Source organism: Streptomyces sp. NPDC048659 (genome assembly GCF_040650575.1).
Lineage (GTDB): Bacteria > Actinomycetota > Actinomycetes > Streptomycetales > Streptomycetaceae > Streptomyces.
Genome location: NZ_JBEZHM010000006.1, coordinates 201,771 through 223,359 on the forward strand (window position 1 = coordinate 201,771; position 21,589 = coordinate 223,359).

The window sequence follows — 21,589 nt, forward strand, 5'->3', positions numbered from 1 at the left end:
CCCCGAGGACTGGGTTGAGAGATGCCTGTTCCTGTGCTTTACGCAGAACTTATGTGGCTGAAACCAGAAGGGTCAATCCGTTACCGGGCGGTGGCCGTTCACAGGGGCGGGCGGGGCGGAAGTGAATGGCGTCGCCTCCTCGTGCGAGGGGCGACGCCGATTCGGGCAGGGAATCCTTCTCACGTCCTTCTCTTGCTCATGAGGAGTCCGCCCGCGGTGAGGGCGAAGAGGCAGACGCACGCGCCGGTGATCACATTGCTGAGGATCGCGCCGGTGCCGGCGTTCCGGGTGACGACCCACGGCGAGACGATCAGCCACGCGCCGAGCAGCAGCACCACGAAGTTGAGGTCCTGGGAGCGTTCCGGGGCCATCGACATGCAGAGCCCGAGACCGGCGAGGGCGATGCCGACGATCAGGTTGCTGATGGCCAGTTCCGGCTTTGCGGCGGCGAAGTGGACGGTCCACGCGGACACCGCCGCGTAGAGACCGGCGATGATCACCAGCTCCTCCACCGCCGCCGCGCCCCGGGTCTGCGTGATGCGGGCATAGCGGCTGCGCATTTCACCCGCGTCGGGGTGCCCACTGATATCACCTGGACGGTGAGAGACGTCGGCCATACGACTCGCCTCCTTATGGCGTTCCTGCACGTCTGACCGAGATGGCGGCACGGATGCCGCTGTTTCATTGTGCTCTTATCCGGCCTTTATGTGTAGATCTGCCCGATAAGGGATCCGTACAGAATTGCGCGCGCCGCTCTGCGCGGAACCACCAAAGACCGGGAATCTTCAACAAAATTCGAGAAAGGATCAAGAAATTCTCCGCACCGACACCCGCAATGCCCTTGAGTTGTCGCGCCCCGTCCCCCATCCTCCGGCCAGGCAGCCCGCTCGCCCGCCCGGACCGCCGACCCTGGAGAGGCCCCGATGACGCGCGCTCCCGTCCTGGCCGAGGACGTCTTCACACCCGCCGCACTCGACGACCCGCACGCCCTCTACGCCCGGCTCCGCGCCGAGGGCCCCGTCCACCACCTGCCGGGAGCCGGACTCCACCTGGTCACCCGGCACGCCCAGGTCCTCCAGGTCCTCGACGACCCGGCCACCTACTCCAGCAACCTGACCGCTCTGTTCTTCGCGGGCGACGACGGCCGGCCCGCCCTGCTCGACGCGGGCGGCACCGGCGCCACCGGGCCCGACGTCCTCGCCACCGCCGACCCGCCCGCGCACACCGGACAACGCGCCATCGTCCGGCACGCCTTCGGCCGCGGCTCCGTCGAGTCCTGGCGCGCCGCCGTCGAGGAGATCGCCGCGCCGCGCGTCGCCGCCCTCGTCGCCCGCGGCGGCGGCGACTGGATGGCCGAGGTCGCCGCACCCCTCCCCGTACGTGTCATCGCGCGCGTCCTCGGGCTCCCCGACGCCGACGCCGACCGGCTCACCGCCTGGTCCGACGCGGGTGTCGAGCTCTTCTCCGGTCACGCGGGCGCCGACCGGATGCTCCTCCTCGGCACCGCCATGAACGACTTCCGCGGCTACCTCCGCGACCGGCTTGACACCGCCGCCCACGAGCCCTCCGGCGGACTCGTCGACACCCTCGTCGCCGCCCGCGCACGCGGCGAGGTCACCGGCGACGAGGCCACCGCCATGCTGCTCCAACTGGTCATCGCGGGCAGCGAGTCCACCACCAGCCTGCTGGGCAGCGCCGTACGGATGCTCGCCGAACGCCCCGGCCTCCAGGACCGGCTGCGCGCGGAACCGGCGGCCGTGGAGCGCCTCGTGGAGGAGGCGCTCCGGCTGGAGAGCCCGTTCCGGGGCCACTTCAGGATCACCACCCGCCCGGCCGAGCTCGGCGGGGTGCGGCTGCCCGCCGGGGCCCGCCTGATGCTGCTCTGGGGCGCGGCCAACCGGGACCCGGCGGCCCACCCCGAGCCCGACGCCTTTGACCTGGACCGGCCCGCCCCGAAGGGCCACACCGCCTTCGGCCGGGGCATCCACTTCTGCCTCGGCGCCCACCTCGCCCGCCTGGAGGCGGTGGTCGCGCTGCGCCTCCTGCTGTCCGCGACGCGCGCCATCGCCCTGCCGGCGGGCGAGGCGCCCGGCTATCTGCCGAGCCTCTTCGTCCGCCGGCCGGCCGCGCTGCCGATCGAGGTCAGGGGCGCGCGTACGGGCGGGTGATGATCTCCATGTTGTGGCCGTCGGGGTCGGAGAAGTAGGCGCCCCGGCCGCCGAAGTGACGGTTGATCCGCCCCGGCTCGGCGTGCTGCGGATCGGCGAAGTACGTCACCCGCATCCGCTCCAGCCGGTCGATCATGGTGTCGAACTCCTCGTCCGGCACGAGGAAGGCGTAGTGGGTGGGCGTGAACGGCTCGTCGGCCCGCTCGTAGTAGTCCAGGGTCACGCCGTTGCCGGTGTCCACCGGCAGGAACGGGCCCATCGGGGCGCCGACGGAGAGGCCGAGCACCTCGGCCAGGAAGGTCGCGGACACCTGACGGTCACGGGCGTACACGACGGTGTGATTGAGCTCGACGGACATGAAGGGGGTCCTTTCGCAGGGCAAGCGCTTCGACTGTCACCTCGCCCCGTACCGGCGGTACGGGAGGGACGGCCGCGGCGGACCCCGCGCCCACCACCCGGCGGCGCTCACACCACGGCCGGGCGCCTGTCTCGATCACGGCCCATGGCCGACCCGGCAGTCATGCCCCCACCGTAGGCCGCGCGCAGCGTGACCCACAACGGGGTTTACGGACACGGCGGCGGCCCTGCCGCCGTCCCCGCCGCAGGCCCGGCCACGGCTTACGCGGCGTAGCCTGGAAGTGGACTCGGGGGTCTCATGTCCCACCGCCGGGAGGCGGACGACGATGACCGGAATCGTTTCCAGGAGCTTCGACTCCGCAGACGAGACCCGCCCCTTCGACGGGGCCAAGGGGCGGCTGGACCTGCTGAACACGGACAAGGGACAGATCGGCAGGGCCGTGTTCGAACCCGGCTGGCGGTGGACCGAGCACGTCAAGCCGATCGCGGGCACCGACAGCTGCCAGGCGCACCACGTCGGCTATGTCGTGAGCGGACGGATGAAGGTGGTCATGGACGGCGGCGACAGCGCCGAGCTGGCCCCCGGGGACTTCTACGAGATCCAGCCGGGACACGACGCCTGGGTGGTCGGCGACGACGCCTGTGTGGCCCTGGACTGGGTCGGCTTCGGCGACTACGCCGTGCCGTCCGGCTCCTGACCGCGCCCCGACCGGGCCCTGAACCGGGCCGTGACCGCGCCCTGCCGGGCCGGGCGGGGGGAGACGAGGTCGCCGTCGTGGTCACTGTCGCGGTCGCGTCCGTCATGCGTGTCCGAAGCGCACCCCCTCCCACGGCACGGTCCCGTGCGGGAAGGAGTCCGGGGAGCGCTGGTCGAGGGTGCGTGGCGGGGCCGCCTCGATGACCGGCTCGGCCCCCTCGACCTCGCGCAGCCAGGCGGCCAGCGCGTCGCGCAGCCCGTCCGCGACCCGCCGGTGCGAGGTGAGCCCGGCCAGGTTCTCCAGCTCGTACGGATCGGCCGCCAGGTCGTACAGCTCGGTCTCGCGGTAGCGGTCCGCGTCCGGCTGCCGCCACGGGTCCGCGCCGGGCGGCGCCGTCACCACGTACTTCCACCGGTCCGTGCGCACCGCCCGCCCGATCACGTCCTCGCTGATCTGCACGAACACCGAGTACGGGCGCTCCGGGTCGGTCCCGCCGCCCACCAGCGGCAGGAGCGAGCGCCCTTGGACGCCCTCGGGCGCCTTCAGCCCCGCCGCGTCGAGCAGCGTCGGCATCAGGTCCACCGTGGAGACCGGGTGCCGGACCAGGCCGCCGCCGCGGAAGCCGGGGCCGGTGAGGGCGAACGGCACGCGGACCGAAGCCTCGTGGGCGGACCGCTTGTATTCGGCGTTGCGCGTTCGGAAGTGCGAACCGTGGTCGGCCGTCCACGCGAAGACCGTGTCGTCCTCGATGCCCAGACTGCGCAGCGCGTCGCGCAGCCGCCCCACTCCCTCGTCGACGCGCTTGATCTGCCCCAGATAGCCGCCGAGGTGCCGGTGCGCGCCGCCCTGGTCGGAGCCGGGGCTGAGCGCCGCGAGGTCGGGCGGCAGCCAGCGGCCCTGGTAGCGCTCGCGGTAGCCGGCGGGGGCGGGGTAGTCGTCGGTGGCGTTCTGGTGGTGCGGCTCCAGGAGGGAGAGGAAGAGGAGGAACGGGCGCTCGTGGTGGTCGGCGACGAAGCGGATGGCCGCGTCGACCAGGGCGTCCGAGCGGTAGCCGGGCAGCCGGACCGGCTCGCCCTGCTCGTCGTACACCACCGTGCGGTAGGCGTCGGAGGTGAACTCCAGCCGGTCCGAGGCGAGCCAGCGCCCGTAGCCGCCGCGCCGGCCGGGCGGGACCGGGCCGTCGGGGTTCTCCTCGCCCGCCAGGTGCCACTTGCCGATGTAGCCGGTGACGTACCCGGCCTCGGCGAAGGTGCCGGCGAGCGTGGGGAGTTCCGCTCCGAGCGGAAGTCCGTTACGGAAGACCCCGGTGGCCGTCGGATAGCGGCCCGTCTGGAGGGCGGCCCGGGCGGGCGCGCACACCGGATTGGGCGTGACGGCCTGCTCGGCCAGCGTGCCCTCGCGGGCCAGCCGGTCGAACTCCGGGGTCACCCCGGCGGGGTTGCCGTGCGCGCCCGTCGTGTCCCACCGCTGCTGGTCGGTGAGGACGACGACGACGCTCGGCCGGGCGGCGGCGGGCGGCATCAGGCGCCGGGGGTGGCGGGGACGGCGGGAGCCGCAGGGGCGGTGGAGTCCGCGGGGACGGCGGGAGTCCCGGGAGTGGGAGCGGGCGCCGTCGTCGAGGCGCCGGAGGCGATGCCGAAGGCCGGGTCCGGCACGCCCTCGGGCGCGAGCAGGACGGAGGCCCACCCGTCCACGCCGACCGGTACGTCGCCGTCGATGGTCACCCGGCGCAGCTTGCGGTCGTGGGCGTCGGAGTCGTCCACGCCGTAGTGCTGGGTGGCCCGGTTGTCCCAGATGGCCACGTCGCCCACCTGCCACTGCCAGCGGACGGTGTTCTCGGGCCGCTCGACGTGGGACTGGAAGAGGTCGACCAGGGCGCGCGAGTCGGCGCCGGTGAGCCCGCTGATCCGCTGGACGAAGTTGCCGAGCAGCAGGGTGCGCTCGCCGGTCTCCGGGTGGACCCGCACCACGGGGTGCTCGGTGAGGAACTTCGTCGAGGCGAAGACCTCCCGGAAGCGCACGAGCTGCTCGGGCAGGGTGTCGGGGCGCAGCGCCGCGTAGTCGTAGTCGTTGGAGTGCACGGCCCGCAGCCCCTCGGCGAGGACGCGCAGCGGCTCGGGCAGGCGCTCGTACGCGGTGGCGGTGTTGGCCCAGAGGGTGTTGCCACCGTACGGCGGGATGACGACGGCGCGCAGGATCGAGAAGGCCGGGTAGGCGGGGACGAAGGTGACGTCGGTGTGCCACTGGTTGGCCCGGCCGCCGTAGTCCGAGTCGATGGGGAAGGAGTAGCGGCCGTCGACGGAGGGGACGGTGGGATGGGCCACCGGCGTGCCGAGCAGGCGCCCGAAGGCTTCGTGGGCCTCCTCGTCCAGGTGGTCCTGGCCGCGGAAGAAGACGACCTTGTGCTCCAGGAGGGCGGCACGGATCGCGGCGACGGTGGCGGGGTCGAGATCGCCGCCGAGCCGGACGCCGGAGATGACGGCGCCGATCCGGCCGCCGACCTTCCGGACGGTGAGCCCGGGCCCGGAGTCCGTGGCGGCGGGGGAGTCAGAGGCGCCGGGGGAGGTCGTGGAGGAGGCCGTGGGGGCGGTCGAGGTCGTCATGGCGGATCCCTTCGGGACAGGGGACGGAGTTAATTTCGCAGGGGAAGTAATGAAGGCGCCAGAGGGCGGACACCGGGAGGACCGGCGGATGCCCACGGGCAGCCAGGGTGGCCACGGACGGCCACGGGTGTGCACCGGTGGGCACCGGAGAGCCGGACGGCGCGGCGGGGCGATGCCCAGGACCATGGCAGCGCCCCCGGCGGACCGTCAACGATCCACAGGCTCGGCGGAGATCGCGCCGGAGTGGTTGAATCGGGCTCCTCGCCGACACCGGTCGGGCATCCGCCGGACCCGGCCGAACCTACGGTGACCTGCGCCTTCTTCACCACGCGCGGCCTCCGGGGAGGGGCCGGCGCCACCGAGCGCGGGCGCCCGCCACGGCGCCGGGGGATTTCACGCCGTCGCAATACTGAGCAGCATTCCCGAGACGAGGCCGTCATGACCTTCACCTCCCACAGCCCGCGCATGGCCGGGGACGGCCGGCGCGAGGCCAACGCCGCCACCGTGCTGCGCACCGTCCTCGACCACGGGCCGGTCGCCCGCAGCGCCATCGCCCGGCTCTCCGGGCTCAGTCCGGCGGCCGTCTCCCGCCAGGCCACCGACCTGCTCGGGCTCGGCCTGCTGCGCGAACTGCCGGAGCACGCCGAGGGCGGGGGAGTGGGCCGCCCGCAGATCCCCGTCGACCTGCACCTCGGCGCCACCGGCGGCCCGGTGGCCGGCGGCGTCCATCTCGGCGTGCCCGCCTCCTCGTTGGGCCTGGTCGACCTGCGCGGACGGCTGCTGGCCCGGCGCACCTTCGGCCACGAGGGGGCGGACGTGCGCGTGCTGCCGGGGCTGGTCGCCCGGGAGTTGCGCGCCTTCCTCGCCGAGCACCTCGACGGGCGCCCGCTGCTCGGCGTCGGCGCGGCCGTCGGCGGCTGGGTGGACCCCGACCGCGGTCACGTCATGCGGCACGACGCCTTCGCCTGGTACCACCGGCCGCTGGGCGCCGAGCTCACCGGCGGGCTCGGCGGGCGCACGGTGCGGATCGACAACCACGCCCGCGCGATCGCCCAGTCCGAGATCCTCTTCGGGCGGCCCGAGGCCCGGCGCAGCCTGGTCCACCTCTTCATCGGCAACGTCGTCGACGCCGCGCTCGGGATCGCCGGCGTCGTCCACCAGGGCCCGGGCTCGGCGGCCGGCGACGTGGCCCACCTGCCCGTACCCGACTCCACCACGCCCTGCCCGTGCGGACGTTCGGGCTGTCTGGAGGCGACCGCGTCGAACACCTGGGTCGCCGAGACGGCGTACCGGCGGGGCCTGGTCCCCGAGCCGGACGTGTTCCTGGTGGTGGACGCGGCGGCGGCGGGCGACCGGCGCGCCGACCGGCTGCTGCGCGAACGGGCCCGCGCGGTGGGGCGGGCCGTCGCGCTCCTCCTCGACGTGCTCAACCCCGATCTGGTGGTCGTGACCGAGCAGGCCAGCGTCCTCAACCCCGACTACCTGGAGGAGATCAGGGGCGCCGCGGTGGACCTCTCGCACGTCTGCGACGACCCCGAACGGATCGTCAGTCCACATGCCGGACCAGCCACGCTGCCCGTCGCGGCGGGCACGATTCTGCTGAATCCCCTGTTCAGGAACCCCATTCAGGGCCTCGAAGGGCTGTCCGGATGGGAGGTCTCGGACTGACCGAGTCTCAGTATCCGGACCAGCCCGGTTGACCGGGTCGCGAAGCCGCTGCCATATTGCTCCCGTGAATCCGGACATGCGCCTCATCTGCCGCAGGCACGTCGACCTCTGTCGACAGGCCAGCGCGGTCTGTGCCGTCCGCCTCTGAGCGGCCCGTCCCGCCTCCCTCTCGGCGCCCCGCTCACCGGAAGCGCGCGCCACGCGTGACGCGCACCCCGTGTGCGACGTGTGCGACGTGCACGACCGTGCGCTGATCCACTGAGCCGCTGAGTCTCCGAGCCCCTTAGCGCTCCGAGCCCCTGAGTCTCCGACCCTTGAAGTCTCCGATTCCTCGGGTCTCTTCGCTGTCCGCCTCTTCGCCGTCCGCTGCCGGGCTTTGTTTCTTTCGCAGCGGAAGTAATTCGGCGGATGCTGTGGCGCGCCCTTCGTCCCGCAGGCCCCCGTCCGGCAGCCCTCCGCCCCACGGGGCCCTCCTCCTTCCCACCCACAGGCAGGCAAATCCGATGACCGAGCACTACCCCTCCACGCCCGGCGCCCCCGCCCCCTCCCGCCGCGCCACCCTGCGCGCCGCGGGCGGCGGTGCCCTGCTCCTGGGGCTGGGTCTGGCCGGCTGCCGCTCGGCCGTCTCCGAGTCCGGCGCCACGGACCCGAAGGCCGCCGCCGGGCCGCGCCGCGGCGGCACCGCCACCATCGCTGTCAACAGCGACTTCACCCCCAGCCTGCTCTTCTCCCAGAGCGGCCAGTCCCTCCAGCAGCGCCTCCTCTTCAACACCCTCACCCGCTACGACGACCGGCTCCGCCCCCAGCCCGAGCTCGCCACCGCGTGGGACTACGCCCCCGACGGCCGCTCCCTCACCCTCAAGCTCCGCACCGGAGTGACCTTCCACGACGGGCGCCCCTTCACCGCCGACGACGTCGTCTTCGCCGTCCGGAACCTCCAGAACCCGCTGCGGGCCGCCCAGTTGAGGGCGACCGCCGCCGCGATCACCGGCTTCGACAAGCGCGGCGACCACGAGCTCACGCTCCGCCTCGCGCATCCGGTCAACAACCTCTTCGACCTCTTCGAGTTCATGATCATCACCGATCGGAACAGCGTCGAGGACGCCGTCACCGGCAAGCGGCTCAACGGCACCGGCCCCTTCAAGCTCGCCAAGTGGAGCCCCGGCACCGGACTCAGCCTCACCCGCAACGCCGCCTACTGGCAGCCCGGCCGCCCCTACCTCGACGGCGTCGAACTCCGCGTCATACCCCAGGCCGACGCGCTCATCTCCTCCCTGCGCACCGGCCAATCCCAGCTCTCCTTCAACGTCCCCGGCAAGAGCCTGGCCGTCGTCAAGGGCAACTCCGACCTCACCGTCACCAGCTACGACACCGGCGCCGGCGCCTACTACCTCGGCGTCAACACCACCGTCGCCCCGCTCGACGACAAGCGGGTCCGCCAGGCCCTCGCCTGGGCCGTCGACCGCGAACGCCTCCTCAAGCAGGCCCTCGGCGGCTACGGCCTCGACTCCGCCGCGCCCTGGCCGAAGTCGTCGCCCGCGTTCACCGAGACCGGCCGCACCCACTACACGTACGACCCCGGCAAGGCCCGCGAGCTCCTCAAGGCCGCCGGACACCCGAGGCTGCGGCTGCCCCTGCTCCACGTCAGCCTGCCCGGCGACACCGCGATCGCCGAGTCGATCCAGTACGACCTCAAGCAGGCCGGCGTCGAGGTCACCCTCCAGCCCACCGACCCCGCCACCGCCCAGAAGAACCTCATCTCGCAGAACATGCCCGCCCTGTGGACCATGGGCCACGGCTTCGCGCAGGTGCAGCCCTCCACCCTCGCCGTCAGCGCGTACCCCTTCAACGAGGCCAAGAACACCTCGAAGTACCGTTCCGCCGCCTACACCAAGGTCGTCCGCGAGGCTTGGACCAGCCGCGCCACCGGCGCCGCCGCCAACGCCCTGCAGAGCCGGATCTCCGACATCCTGCTCGACGAGGCGTTCATCATCGACCTCGTCATCCGCGGCAACGTCCAGGTCGCCTCCGCCGCGCTGCACGGCGTCACCCTCAACAAGTTCTCCTACCTCAACCTCGACGACGCCTACCTGGCGGGCTGAGGCGATGCGCCGCCACCTGCTGCGGAAGCTCCCCTCCGCCCTCCTCGTCCTGCTCCTCGCCTCCTTCCTCGTCTTCGCCCTCATCCGGCTCGTGCCCGGCGACCCCGCCAGCTCGCTCGCCGGACCCGACGCGAGCGCCGAGACCGTCGCCGCGATCCGCGCCCGACTCGGCCTCGACGCACCCCTGTTCAGCCAGTACGCGCACTGGCTCGGCGGCCTCGTCACCGGCGACCTCGGACCCTCGTACGCCATCGGCGGCCAGACCGCCGACCTCATCGCCGACGGCCTCGGCGCCACCGTCGAACTCACCCTCGGCGCCCTGCTGTTCGTCGTCCTCCTCGGCGGCGCCTTCGGCATCCTCGGCGCCACCGCCCGCGCGCCCTGGCTGCGCGGCGCGGTACGGGTCGTCACCACCGCCGCCCTCGCCGTACCGCCGTTCGTCTCCGGCGTGCTGCTGGTCCTGCTGTTCGCCGTCCTCCTCGGCGTCCTCCCGCCCGGCGGCCGGGTCCCGATCCTGACCGCGCCCGACCTGGGGGTCCAGTACCTCCTGCTGCCCGCCCTCTGCCTCGCCCTGCCCAGCGCCGCCGTCCTCGGCCGCTACCTCAAGGACGGCATCGAACGCGCCCTCACCGAGGACCACGTCCGCACCGCCACCGCCGCCGGCATCGCGCCCCGCCGCATCCTCTGGCGGCACACCCTCCCCGGCGCCCTGCCGCCCGTCGTCACCCTCCTCGGGATGCAGACCGGCCACCTCCTCGGCGGCGCCGTCCTCGTCGAGGCGATCTTCGCCTGGCCCGGCCTCGGCCAGCTCGCCGAACAGGCCCTGGTCCGCCGCGACTACCCCGTCGTCCAGGACCTGCTGCTCCTCCTCGTCACCGTCTTCGTCCTCGTCCAGCTGCTCACCGACCTCGTCCACGCCTGGCTCGACCCCAGGATCAGGTGGGAGTGACCGCCATGACCACCAGCCCTGTCGCCACCAGCCCCGTCACCACGGAACGGGCAGCCCCAGGCGCCCGCACCACCGAACCCACCCCCCGCCGCCCCCGCCACCCCTACCGGGCCGCCCTCGCCACCGCGCGCGGCCGGACCGGGCTCGTCCTCGTCGGGCTCGTCGTCGCCGCCGGGCTGCTCGCCCCGCTCCTCGCCGGGCATGGGCCGACCGACCAGAGCGCCCTCTCCCTCGCCGGACCCGGCACCCCCGGGCACCCGCTCGGCACCGACGACCTCGGCCGCGACCTGCTCGCCCGGCTCCTCTACGGCATCCGCGCCGACCTCGGCATCATCGCCGTCGCCGTCCCGCTCGGCGCCGCCCTCGGCTGCCTCGCCGCGCTCCTCGCCGCCGTCCACCCGGCCGCCGACACCGCCGTCCAGCGCGCCTTCGACCTGATCCTCGCCTTCCCCGGACTGATCCTCGCCCTGGCCGTCACCGCCGTCCTCGGCCCCGGGCCGCTCCCCGTCGTCCTCGTCATCGCCCTCGCCGAGATCCCCGCCTTCGGACGCCTGCTGCGCACCGGGATCCTCGTCCAGCGCTCCCGCGAGTACGTCACCGCCGCCCGCGTCGGCGGCAGCTCACCCGGCCGGATCCTCACCCGCCACATCCTCCCCAACGCCGCCGACCCCCTCGTCGTCCAGCTCGCCGTCTCCCTCACCGTCGCCGTCTTCATCGAGGGCGCCATGAGCTTCCTCGGCGTCGGCGTCCGGCCCCCGCAGCCCACCCTCGGCGCCGTCCTCAGCCAGTCCATGCCCTACCTCGCCCAGGCCCCGCACTTCGCCGCGGGACCCCTGATCACCGTGACCGTCCTCGTCCTCGGCCTCTCCCTGATCGCCGAGGCGCTGAACCGGGAGACCCGCAGATGACCCGCCCGGCCCCCGACGGGGACACCCCCGCCCTGCTCGAAGTCAGCGGCCTCGACGTCGAGTTCACCACCCCCGACGGCACCGCCCTGCGCGCCGTCAGCGATGTCTCCTTCACCCTGCGCCGCGGCGAGACCCTCGCCGTCGTCGGCGAATCCGGCTCCGGCAAGTCCACCACCGCCCTCGCCCTGCTCCGGATGCTCCCCGGCACCGGACGGATCGCGGCCGGCTCCGTACGCCTCGACGGACAAGAGCTCACCACCGCCGACGAGCGCGAGCTGCGGGCCGTACGCGGGGCCCGGATCGGCATGATCTTCCAGGACCCGATGACCGCTCTCAACCCCGTCCTCACCGCCGGAGCCCACCTCGACGAGGTGCTCCGCGCCCATCGGTACGGGGACCGCGCCGCGCGCCGCGCCCGCGCCGCCGAACTGCTCGACCTCGTCGGCATCCCCGACCCCGCCCGCCGCCTCGACGACCACCCCCACCAGTTCTCCGGCGGCCAGCGCCAGCGCATCCTCATCGCCATGGCCCTGGCCGGCGAGCCCGACATCCTCCTCGCCGACGAACCCACCACCGCCCTCGACGCGACCGTCCAGGACCAGATCCTCACCCTCCTCGCCGACCTCGGCCGCAAGACCGGCACCGCCCTCGTCCTCATCACCCACAACATGGGCGTCGTCGCCCGCGCCTGCGCCCGCGTCCTCGTCATGTACGGCGGCACCGTCGTCGAGGACGGCCCCACCGCCGAGGTCCTCACCCGCCCCCGCCACCCCTACACCGCCGGACTCCTCGCCGCCGTGCCCCGCCTCTCCGCACCCTCCGGCACCCGCCTCACCGGCATCCCCGGCAACCCCCCGGACCCCACCCTCCTCGGCGCGGGCTGCGCCTTCGCCGACCGCTGCGCCCACGTCACCGACCCGTGCCGCGCCGCCGCCCCCGCGCCCGTCGCCCTCGACGGCGGCGTACGGGTCGCCTGCCTGCTCGCCGCCGAAGGCGCCGAACCCCTGCCGCCGCCCCCGGCGCCCGCCCGCATCGACCGGCCCGCGCCCGGAGCCCTCGTCCTCGCCGCCGAATCGCTCCGCAAGACCTACCGCTCGCGCGGCCGGCGCGCCTTCACCGCCCTCGACGACGTGTCCCTCACCCTCGCCGCCGGGGAGACCCTCGGCATCGTCGGCGAGTCCGGCTCCGGCAAGTCCACCCTCGCCCGGGTCCTCGCCCACGCCCACCCCGCCGACTCCGGGCGGCTGCTCCTCGACGGCCGGGATGTCACCCGGCCCTCCCGGCGCGAGCTCCACGCGGTACGGCGCCGGGTCCAGCTCGTCTTCCAGGACCCGTACGCGTCCCTGGACCCGCGGATGACCGTTGGCGAGACCGTCGCCGAACCGCTGCGCGCCTTCGGCCTCGGCGACCGGGCGGCCCGCGCCCGCCGGGTCGCCGAACTGCTCGACCTCGTCGGCCTCGACCCCGCCGTCGCGGACCGGCTGCCCCGCTCCTTCTCCGGCGGCCAGCGCCAGCGCATCGGCATCGCGCGCGCCCTCGCCCCCGAACCCGCCGTCCTCATCTGCGACGAACCCGTCTCCGCGCTCGACGTCTCCGTTCAGGCCCAGATCGTCGGCCTGCTCACCGACCTCCAGCGCGACCTCGGCCTCGCCCTGGTCTTCATCGCCCACGACCTCGCCGTCGTCCGCCAGGTCAGCCACCGCATCGCCGTCATGCACCGGGGCCGGATCGTGGAGACCGGTGGCGCCGACGAGGTCTGCGAGCGCCCCCGCGACCCCTATACCCGCGCCCTGCTGGCCGCCGCCCCCGAACCCGTACCAATGGCCCCGCTCCTGACCGCCGCCGGGGCGAGCGCATGAGCGCCTGCTGCGCGCCGGGCCGCCCCTGCGCGGGCGCGGCGGGGGCCCCGGGGCCGCGGGTCACGGAATTTCTTCCGCTCCCGACGATACGAAAGTCCGGGCGGCACCTCCCCGTGCTGCCCATGGCCGAACTGCCCGGCGGCACCTTCGCCATGGGCGACCACTTCGACGAGGGCCACCCCGCCGACCGGGAGGGCCCCGTCCGGAAGGTGACCGTCGCGCCCTTCGCCATCGACACCACCGCCGTCACCAACGCCCAGTACGCGCGCTTCGTGACCGCCACCGGCCACCGCACCGACGCCGAGCACCACGGCTCCTCGTACGTCTTTCACCTGCTGCTCCACCCGGCCGCCGAGGCCCACGTCCTCGGCCGGGTCGCGAACGCCCCCTGGTGGCTCGCAGTCGAGGGCGCCGCCTGGCACAGCCCCGAAGGCCCCGGATCCGGCGTCGAGGACCGCGCCGACCACCCCGTCGTCCACATCAGCCACGCCGACGCCACCGCCTACTGCGACTGGGCCGGGCTGCGGCTGCCCACCGAGGCCGAATGGGAGTACGCGGCCCGCGGCGGCCTCGACGGCGCCCGCTACCCGTGGGGCGACGACCTCGCCCCCGACGGCCAGGAGCGCTGCACCATCTGGCGGGGCTCCTTCCCGTACCGCTCGGACCGCCCCGCCGGGCGCACCGGAACCGTCCCCGTCACCGCCCACCTCCCCAACGGCCACGGCCTCCACAACACCTCCGGCAACGTGTGGGAGTGGTGCTCCGACACCTTCGCGCCCCCCGCCCGCCCCGGCGGACCGGCCGAACGGGTCATCCGAGGCGGCTCCTACCTCTGCCACGACTCCTACTGCAACCGCTACCGCGTCGCCGCCCGCTCCCACAACACCCCCGACTCCTCCACCGGCCACGGCGGCTTCCGCTGCGCCCGCTCACTCACGGATCACGGAGACCACCCCGCATGACCACCAGCACCCGCACCCGCCGGGATCCGTACGAGGGCTTCCCCGGCCGCGTCGGCCGCACCTTCGCCGACTCCGAGCCCGCCTGGCCGGACCGCCCGGCCCCGCCCGCCAAGGCCCCCAACATCGTCGTCGTCCTCGTCGACGACATGGGGTACAGCGACATCGGCCCCTTCGGCTCCGAGATCCCCACCCCCGTCCTCGACTCGCTCGCCGAGGACGGCGTGCGCCTCACGAACTACCACACCATGCCGCTGTGCTCACCGGCCCGCGCCGCCCTGCTCACCGGCCTCAACCCGCACCGCGTCGGCTACGCGATGGTCGCCAACTCCGACCCGGGCTTCCCCGGTTACGCCATGCGGATCGCCGAGGACGTGCCGACGCTCGCCGAACTCCTCCACGACGCCGGTTACGCGACGTACGCCGTCGGCAAGTGGCACCTGGTCCGCGACTCCGCCTCCAACGCCGCCGACGACCGCCGCGACTGGCCCCTGAACAAGGGCTTCGACCGCTACTACGGCGTCCTCGAAGGGCTCACCAGCCTCTTCCACCCGCACCAACTGGTCCGCGACAACAGCCCGCTGGACATCGACGAGTTCCCCGACGGCTACTACTACACCGACGACATCACCGACGAGGCCATCGCCATGGTGAAGTCGCTGCGCGCCCACGACCCCGACAAGCCCTTCTTCCTCTACCTCGCCCACAACGCCGTCCACGGCCCCCTCCAGGCCAAGCCCGAGGACATCGCCCGCCACCGGGGCCGCTACGACGAGGGCTGGGACGCCCTGCGCGACCGGCGCTTCGCCGCCCAGATCGCCGCCGGATTGTTTCCGCTCGGAACGGAACTCCCCGAGCGCAACAGCGAAGCCGGACTCGACGTCCCCGCCTGGGACTCCCTCACCGAGGACCAGCGACGCCTCTACGCCCGCTACATGGAGGTCTACGCCGCCCTCGTCGACAACATCGACCAGAACCTCGGCCGGCTCACCGACACCCTCGCCGCCCTCGGCGAACTCGACAACACCGTCATCGTCTTCACCTCCGACAACGGCGGCACCGGCGAGGGCGGCGCCGAAGGCACCCGCTCCTACTTCAGCCGCTTCGTCCACCACCCCCGGCTGCCCGGCGACTGGGACCCCTACGTCGACCGCGACCCCGAGCTCATCGGCGGCCCGCGCAGCCTCGTCCACTACCCGCGCGGCTGGGGCATGGCCTCCAACACCCCCTTCCGGCTCTACAAGGGCCACACCTACGCCGGCGGCGTACGCGTCCCCTTCGTCCTGTCCTGGCCCGACGGCGCCCGCGACGGACGCCTCGCGCGCGGGCGGCGCGCCCAGTACCAGTACGTCACCGACATCACCCCCACCCTCCTCGAACTCGCCGGTGTGCCCCGCCCCGAGGTGCGCCGGGGCAGCCCCGTCCAGGAGGCCGACGGCACCAGCTTCGCGCCCGTCCTCGCCGACCCCGCGCACGAATCCACCCACCCCGAGCAGTACTGCGAGATGACCGGCAACCGCAGCCACTACCGCGACGGCCACAAGCTCGTCACCCTGCACCGCCCTGGCGCCCCCTACGACGACTCCGAATGGGCCCTCTACGACATCCGGGCCGACCCCACCGAGATCCACGACCTCGCCGCGAGCCGCCCGGACCTGGTGGCCGAGCTGTCCAAGGCGTGGGAGGAGGCCGCCTGGCGCAACGGCGTCTTCCCGCTGCCCGACCACAGCGGCGCCCTCGCCCGCCGCAACCCCGCCGAACAGCGCCTCGCCCGCCCGCTCACCCTGCTCCCCGGCACCCCCGAGCTGGAGCGCTATCGCTCCTCGCGGCTGATCTCGCTGCGCTCCTTCGAGGTCGCCGTGAGCGTCGACGAGACCGGCGACGGCGTGCTGGTCTCGCACGGGGACCAGGGCGGCGGCTACAGCCTCTACGTCGAACACGGCAGGCTCGTCCTCGCCTACAACGAGTACGGCACCCTCCACGAGACCGACGCCGGTGCCCTGGCACCCGGCGCCCACGAGATCCTGCTGACCGCGACGGCCGAGGAGGGCCTGCGCTGGCGCCTCGCCGTCCACGTCGACGGCGAACTCCGCGCCGCCCCCGCGAGCGTCCACCAGCTCATCGGGATGGCCCCCTTCCAGGGCATCAGCGTCGGCATCGACCGCAAATCGCCCGTCTCCTGGCCGCTGTACGAGCGCCGGCGTTCCTTCCGCTTCGAGGGGAAACTGCGCGCGGTCACCTACCGGCCAGGACCGCCGGGACCGGACGCGCCCGAGGCGGTCGCCGAGGCCCTGAAGGCGGCGGCGGCAGCCTTCGAGTGACGGCCGGGAGGAGGGCCGTTGTGTGCGGGGGCGCCCGGGGCGCCAGGAGGAAATCCGGGCGCCCCCGCCCGCCCCCGCTGGCAGGATGCGGACATGACACTCGTTGACCGCCGGATCCAGCCGCCCCTCACCGCCGACGAACGCACCACCCTCACCGCCATGCTGGACTTCCAGCGCGACACCCTCGCCCTGAAGTGCGAGGGCCTGAGCACGGAACAGCTCAAGGACCGGGCGGTCGCCCCCTCCGGACTCTCCCTCCTCGGTCTCGTCCGGCACGCCGCCGAGGTCGAGCGCGGCTGGTTCCGCAACGTGGTCAACGGCGAGACCAGCCGCAGCCCCTGGACCCCCGCCGGCTCCACCGACTGGGCCGACTTCGACGTGGACGACGCAGGCGACACGCAGGTGGCGGAGGCGTTCGCCGTCTGGCGCGAGGAGTGCCGCCTCGCCCGCGCCATCGTCGAGGCCGCCCCCACGCTCGACGTCACCGGCCGCCTCGGCGACGAGGAGTACTCGCTGCGCTACGTCCTCGCCCACATGATCGAGGAGTACGCCCGCCACAACGGCCACGCCGACCTCCTGCGCGAGCGCATCGACGGAACCACCGGCGAGTAGCCCCTTCCGCTCGGAGAGGAAGAAAAACCCCTGGTGGCGTCCCCGACCGCCGCTGCTATCGTCGCCGCATGTCGCAGCTGATCACCCCCACCGCGCGCCTCCACGACTCCTGGCTCGCCGCCCACGCCGAGTGGAGTCCCGGTGTCAACCAGGACGGTTCGGGGATGCGGCTCGCCGGTGACGACGCCTTCGCCGTCCCCGAGGTCTTCGCCTCCTGGGTGGGCCGGCTCCGCGAACAGGCCGACCGCACCCGGCCGCTGCCCGAGGGCCGGGTGCACGCGACCCACTGGTGGATCGTCGAGGACGACACCTACCTCGGCGCCATCGACCTGCGCCACGAGCTCAACGACTTCCTGCTTCGGGCGGGCGGCCACATCGGCTACAGCGTCCGCCCCTCCGCCCGCCGCCGCGGCCTCGCCACCTGGGCGCTCGGCGCCGTCCTCCCCGAGGCGCGGGCCCTCGGACTCGGCCGCGTCCTGCTCACCTGCGACGACGACAACACCGCCTCGGCCCGCACCATCGAGCACAACGGCGGCGTCCTGGAGGACGTCCGCCCCACCGAACTCGGCCTCAAGCGGCGCTACTGGATCGAGCTGTAGGCGTCCGTCACGCAGTCCGCCGCGCAGCGGCCCCGCTCGTACGCGTGGCGCAGCGCGGCGGCGGCGTGCGCCCGGCTGACCTCCTCGTAACCGAAGCGCTCGTGGGCCATCCGTACGACCGACTCGACGGTGACGATGGCCGGTTCGCCCCGCCCCGCCGCGCCCCGCGCGGAGGCGATGGCCAGTTCGGCCGAGCGGGTCAGCGCCCGCACGTAACTCTCCCAGGCGGCCCGGCGGGCCCGGCGCGGCGCGGGCGGACGTACCGCCCGCCCCTTCCAGCGGGCACCCGCCGCGACGAGGATCACGCCGGCCGCGACCACCAGGGCGCCGAGCAGGGCATCGGGACTCACGTTCACCCCGCGAGCCTTCCCTGCCCGGCGAACGGGCAACCGGGCATGGCGCGCGCACGCCCCGCGCGCGTCGCCCGGGCCGGGGTCCGGAGGCCGCCCGTCACCCCGAGCCCGAGTCTGAAGTCGATGCCCCCGAGCCCGAGCCTGAAGCCGATGCCGCCGACGCCGACGCAGCCGACACCGCCACCGGCACCGACGCAGGATCGTCCAGGACCGTGTCCCGCGCGTACGTGAGCGCGCCCGCCAGTGCCGCGTCCGCGCCCAGCACGCCAGGGACCGGGGCCGGGACCAGCCGGTCCGAGAGGGCGCGGCGCCCCGACAGGCGGGCGGTCAGGCCGCGTTCGAGCCAGGGGTGCCAGTCGGCGAGGTAGCCGCCGAGGACCACCTCGTCCGCGTCGAGCAGGCTCGTCACCGCCAGCACTGCCGCGCCCAGCACCTCGCCCGCCGTGTCCAGGGCGTCCACCGCCCGGGGCTCCCCGGCCGCCAGGGCCGCGCCCAGCGCGACGAGCGCCGCGTCCGCGCCCTCCGCCGCGCGCAGCCCCGCGAACCCGGCCGCGTCGGCCAGCGCCTCGGGGCCCACGTACAGCGCGAGGCAGCCCCGCGCGCCGCACGCGCACGGCGGGCCGTCGAAGGCGACGGGCATGTGCCCCGGTTCGCCCGCGACCCCGTGCCCGCCGGTGTGGATCCGCCCGTCGAGGACGAGCCCGCCGCCGACTCCGATGTCCGCTTTCAGATACGCCAGGGAGCGCGGCGGCGCGGCCCGGTGCGGGAGGAGGGCGCGGTACTCGGCGAGCGCGGCCAGGTTGGCGTCGTTCACCAGGGCCAACGGGAGCCCGGCGAGGGCGGGTTCGGTGCGCAGCAGCTCCGCGCGGACGAGGGCGGTCAGGGGTACGGGGCCGGGCCAGCCGAAGTCGGTGCTGAACGCCGTCGCGCCGTCCGTGGCGTGCGCGTCGACCGGACCGGGCATCGCCATCACCGCGCCCCACAGGTGCGCCCCCGGCACGGCCAGCGCCGCCGCCCCGGCCTCCCGCAGCGCGTCCGCGACGGCGCGCGCGAGCGGCCGAGGATCGCCCTGCGGGGTGCGGTGGGGGAGCGTGGCACGGTGGCGCGGGCGGCCCGCGAGGTCGGCCACCGTCACCTGGAGCCGGCGCCGGGTGATCCGTACCGCCAGGGTGAGGACGCGCCCGGGCGCCAGCTCGAGCTGCCGCCGGGGCCGGCCGCGCCCGCCCGCCGGCGTCAGCCCGGCCTCGCGGACGAGCCCGCGGTCGATCAGGTCGGCGGTCAGCGCGGTGAGCGAGCCGTGGGCCAGCCCGGTGGCGGCCGAGAGCTCGCTGCGGGACCGGGGGCCGTGGTCGGCGAGGTGGCGCAGGGCGCGGGACAGGTTGAGGCGGCGTACGGCGGCGGAGTCGGCGGGCGGTGCGGGCACCCGGCCATTCTCCCCGACGCGCTCCCGACGGTGATGGGCACCCGGCGGACCGCCTTGGGCGTCCTGAGTCGCCCAGCGACACGCGATGATGACACGAGTAAGTGACACGCGTCACCTTTTTATTTCGACCATTGACGTAAATGTTTTCCGGCCAGACGCTGTGGACGTGCCCGACGAAGGTGTCGAGGCCGACGCGGCCGTCCGCACCGCACCGCACCGGACGCCCGTCGCCGGCCGGACTCACCACCCCGCCCCACCCCGACAGGAGCCCCTCATGACCGCCCCCGGCACCCCCGCCACGGACCCCGCCGCCCCCGTCGTCGACACCACCCGCGGCCCGGTGCGCGGCGAGCGCCGGGCCGACGGCAGCAGCCGCTTCCTGGGCATCCCGTACGCCCAGCCGCCCGTCGGCCCGCTCCGCTTCGCCGCGCCCGTGCCGCCCGAGCCGTGGACCGAGCCGCTGGACGCGACCGCGTACGGACCGACCGCGCAGCGCCGCCCGTTCGCGGACGTCACCACCATCCCGGAGCCCTCGATCCCCGGCGACGGCATCCTGAACCTGAACGTCTTCACCCCCGCGCCCGGCACCGACGCGGCCCTCCCCGTCCTCGTCTGGATCCATGGCGGCGGCTACGTCGCGGGCTCCGCCGCCAGCCCCTGGTACGACGGCGCCGCCTTCAACCGCGACGGGGTCGTCCTCGTCTCCCTCGGCTACCGCCTCGGCATCGAGGGCTTCCTGCACCTGGAGGGAGCCCCCGACAACCGTGGCGTACGGGACTGGGTCGCCGCCCTCACCTGGGTCCGCGACAACATCGCCCGCTTCGGCGGCGACCCCGCCAGGGTCACCATCGCCGGCCAGTCGGCGGGCGGCGGCGCCGTGCAGACGCTGCTCGCCGTCCCCTCCGCCCGCGAGCTCTTCCACGGCGTCATCTCCGTGTCCGGCGCCGTCATGCGCCCCGACGGACCCGAGGTCGCCCGCGCCGTCGCGCGCCTCTTCACCTCCCGTACGGGCCTCCCGGCCACCGCCGCCGCCCTCCAGGACCTCGGCGACGACGAGATCCTCGCCCTCCAGGACCGCCTCGGCGAGCCCGGCCCGGACCGCGAGGGTCTGCCGCCCATGCTCTCCCTCGTGCCCTTCGCCGACGGCGAGCTCATCCCCGAGCCCGTCCTGGACGCGCTCACCACGGGCGGCGCGGGCGCCGGGGTGCCGCTGATGCTGGGCTTCACCGCCCACGAGTTCAACATGATCCCCACGCCCACCGCGGGCCCCGGCGGGGAGCCGCTGCCGCTGCCCCTGCTGCTCGGCGGCCTCGGCCTGGACGAGGCCGGGGCGGGCGCCTTCGCGGAGGCGTACGCGGACTCCGACCCGGCCGGGCTGTTCGGCCAGGCGCTGACCGACGTGACCTTCCGCGCGCCGTCGCTGGAGGTCGCCGACGCCCGCGCGGAGCGCGGCGAGCCCACCTGGCTCTACCAGTTCGACTGGACCTCGCCGGTCAACGGGCAGTCCTTCCACTGCCTGGACCTGCCCTTCGCCTTCGACCTGCTCGACGCGGAGGGCGTCACGGCCGCCGCGGGCGACAACCCGCCGCAGGCGCTGGCCGACGGCATGCACCGCGCCTGGGTTTCGTTCGTCTCCGAGCGGAATCCCGGCGAGCAGTGGCCCGCCTACACCGCCGAGCGCCGGGCCACCCTGAGCTGGAACACCACGCCCGAGGTGACGGAGGACCCGCTCAAGAGCGTCCGAGCCATCTGGCGGCGCTGAGCCGGGCGGTGGGGGCGAGCCGGCGGGGGCGGGGCGGTGGGGGCGGGGCCCCTCACCGGATCCGCACGGCTCCGGTGAAGGGGGACCTTGCCCATGAGCCTCGGGATCCTGGCTGGTGTCGTCGTCGGCGCGCTGGCCGTTCTGATCGCTCTGTTCAAACTGGTGTGGCATTCGCGCTCGTTCTGCACGGAGAAGAGCACGTCCTTGCCGTCGGCGGCGGTGAAGGCGCCGTAGGGGGCGATGGTGGC

General features: G+C 74.2%; 19 protein-coding genes. 13 read left to right on the forward strand and 6 right to left on the reverse strand.

Translation table 11 applies throughout. The annotated features are described in order from the left end of the window. Positions 1–179: 179 nt before the first annotated feature. Positions 180–560 (reverse strand): SPW repeat protein, encoded by a 381-nt coding sequence (locus AB0C99_RS07465; RefSeq protein ID WP_362470714.1) that lies wholly within the window; start codon positions 558–560, stop codon positions 180–182. Between the two features lie 363 nt (positions 561–923). Here AB0C99_RS07465 and AB0C99_RS07470 point away from each other — a divergent pair, with 363 nt between their 5' ends. Further along, positions 924–2,168 carry a cytochrome P450 gene (locus tag AB0C99_RS07470; RefSeq protein ID WP_362470717.1) on the forward strand — a complete coding sequence of 415 codons (1,245 nt, stop codon included), beginning with the start codon at positions 924–926 and terminating at the stop codon, positions 2,166–2,168. Here the strand turns inward: AB0C99_RS07470 and AB0C99_RS07475 are convergent. Next, positions 2,143–2,526, reverse strand: coding sequence for a VOC family protein (locus AB0C99_RS07475; RefSeq protein WP_362470719.1), 384 nt, complete (start codon positions 2,524–2,526; stop codon positions 2,143–2,145). The genes AB0C99_RS07470 and AB0C99_RS07475 overlap by 26 nt on opposite strands. A gap of 325 nt (positions 2,527–2,851) precedes the next feature. Here AB0C99_RS07475 and AB0C99_RS07480 point away from each other — a divergent pair, with 325 nt between their 5' ends. Next, complete coding sequence (locus tag AB0C99_RS07480; RefSeq protein ID WP_362470721.1) at positions 2,852–3,223, forward strand: cupin domain-containing protein; 372 nt, start codon at positions 2,852–2,854, stop codon at positions 3,221–3,223. 102 nt (positions 3,224–3,325) lie between these two features. Here AB0C99_RS07480 and AB0C99_RS07485 read toward each other — a convergent pair whose 3' ends face one another. Beyond that, on the reverse strand, positions 3,326–4,744 hold the full coding sequence (locus AB0C99_RS07485) for a sulfatase-like hydrolase/transferase (RefSeq protein ID WP_362470724.1): 1,419 nt from the start codon (positions 4,742–4,744) through the stop codon (positions 3,326–3,328). Continuing rightward, a complete protein-coding gene (locus AB0C99_RS07490) occupies positions 4,744–5,826 on the reverse strand; it encodes a TauD/TfdA family dioxygenase (RefSeq protein ID WP_362470727.1) in 1,083 nt (360 codons plus the stop codon). Before AB0C99_RS07490 ends, AB0C99_RS07485 begins: the two co-directional genes overlap by 1 nt. Positions 5,827–6,264: 438 nt before the next feature. Here AB0C99_RS07490 and AB0C99_RS07495 point away from each other — a divergent pair, with 438 nt between their 5' ends. The 9 genes from AB0C99_RS07495 (at position 6,265) to AB0C99_RS07535 (ending at position 17,803) form a co-directional block, all read left to right on the forward strand. Next, complete coding sequence (locus AB0C99_RS07495; RefSeq protein WP_362470730.1) at positions 6,265–7,494, forward strand: ROK family protein; 1,230 nt, start codon at positions 6,265–6,267, stop codon at positions 7,492–7,494. A 503-nt stretch (positions 7,495–7,997) separates the two neighbouring features. Continuing rightward, positions 7,998–9,596 (forward strand): ABC transporter substrate-binding protein, encoded by a 1,599-nt coding sequence (locus AB0C99_RS07500; RefSeq protein ID WP_362470733.1) that lies wholly within the window; start codon positions 7,998–8,000, stop codon positions 9,594–9,596. A 4-nt stretch (positions 9,597–9,600) separates the two neighbouring features. Beyond that, positions 9,601–10,545, forward strand: a complete 945-nt coding sequence (locus AB0C99_RS07505) for an ABC transporter permease (RefSeq protein WP_362470736.1) — start codon at positions 9,601–9,603, stop codon at positions 10,543–10,545. Between the two features lie 5 nt (positions 10,546–10,550). Further along, positions 10,551–11,453 (forward strand): ABC transporter permease, encoded by a 903-nt coding sequence (locus tag AB0C99_RS07510; protein ID WP_362470739.1) that lies wholly within the window; start codon positions 10,551–10,553, stop codon positions 11,451–11,453. Then, the gene (locus tag AB0C99_RS07515) at positions 11,450–13,312 is read left to right on the forward strand and encodes an ABC transporter ATP-binding protein (protein ID WP_362470742.1); all 1,863 of its coding nucleotides are present in this window, start codon (positions 11,450–11,452) and stop codon (positions 13,310–13,312) included. The genes AB0C99_RS07510 and AB0C99_RS07515 overlap by 4 nt, the downstream gene beginning before the upstream one ends. Positions 13,313–13,434: 122 nt before the next feature. Further along, on the forward strand, positions 13,435–14,274 hold the full coding sequence (locus AB0C99_RS07520; protein WP_362470745.1) for a formylglycine-generating enzyme family protein: 840 nt from the start codon (positions 13,435–13,437) through the stop codon (positions 14,272–14,274). Further along, positions 14,271–16,592, forward strand: coding sequence for an arylsulfatase (locus tag AB0C99_RS07525; protein WP_362470748.1), 2,322 nt, complete (start codon positions 14,271–14,273; stop codon positions 16,590–16,592). Before AB0C99_RS07520 ends, AB0C99_RS07525 begins: the two co-directional genes overlap by 4 nt. Positions 16,593–16,685: 93 nt before the next feature. Continuing rightward, positions 16,686–17,204 (forward strand): DinB family protein, encoded by a 519-nt coding sequence (locus tag AB0C99_RS07530; RefSeq protein WP_362470750.1) that lies wholly within the window; start codon positions 16,686–16,688, stop codon positions 17,202–17,204. Positions 17,205–17,272: 68 nt separating this feature from the next. Then, entirely contained in the window at positions 17,273–17,803 is a 531-nt protein-coding gene (locus AB0C99_RS07535) for a GNAT family N-acetyltransferase (protein WP_362470753.1), read from the forward strand. Here the strand turns inward: AB0C99_RS07535 and AB0C99_RS07540 are convergent. Both AB0C99_RS07540 and AB0C99_RS07545 read right to left on the reverse strand, forming a co-directional pair. Continuing rightward, on the reverse strand, positions 17,785–18,153 hold the full coding sequence (locus AB0C99_RS07540; RefSeq protein ID WP_362470756.1) for a hypothetical protein: 369 nt from the start codon (positions 18,151–18,153) through the stop codon (positions 17,785–17,787). The genes AB0C99_RS07535 and AB0C99_RS07540 overlap by 19 nt on opposite strands. 100 nt (positions 18,154–18,253) lie before the next feature. Further along, positions 18,254–19,579 carry an ROK family transcriptional regulator gene (locus tag AB0C99_RS07545; protein WP_362470759.1) on the reverse strand — a complete coding sequence of 442 codons (1,326 nt, stop codon included), beginning with the start codon at positions 19,577–19,579 and terminating at the stop codon, positions 18,254–18,256. Between the two features lie 274 nt (positions 19,580–19,853). Here AB0C99_RS07545 and AB0C99_RS07550 point away from each other — a divergent pair, with 274 nt between their 5' ends. Continuing rightward, positions 19,854–21,341 carry a carboxylesterase family protein gene (locus AB0C99_RS07550; protein WP_362470762.1) on the forward strand — a complete coding sequence of 496 codons (1,488 nt, stop codon included), beginning with the start codon at positions 19,854–19,856 and terminating at the stop codon, positions 21,339–21,341. Between the two features lie 93 nt (positions 21,342–21,434). Continuing rightward, complete coding sequence (locus AB0C99_RS07555; protein ID WP_362470780.1) at positions 21,435–21,575, forward strand: hypothetical protein; 141 nt, start codon at positions 21,435–21,437, stop codon at positions 21,573–21,575. Positions 21,576–21,589: the final 14 nt, after the last annotated feature.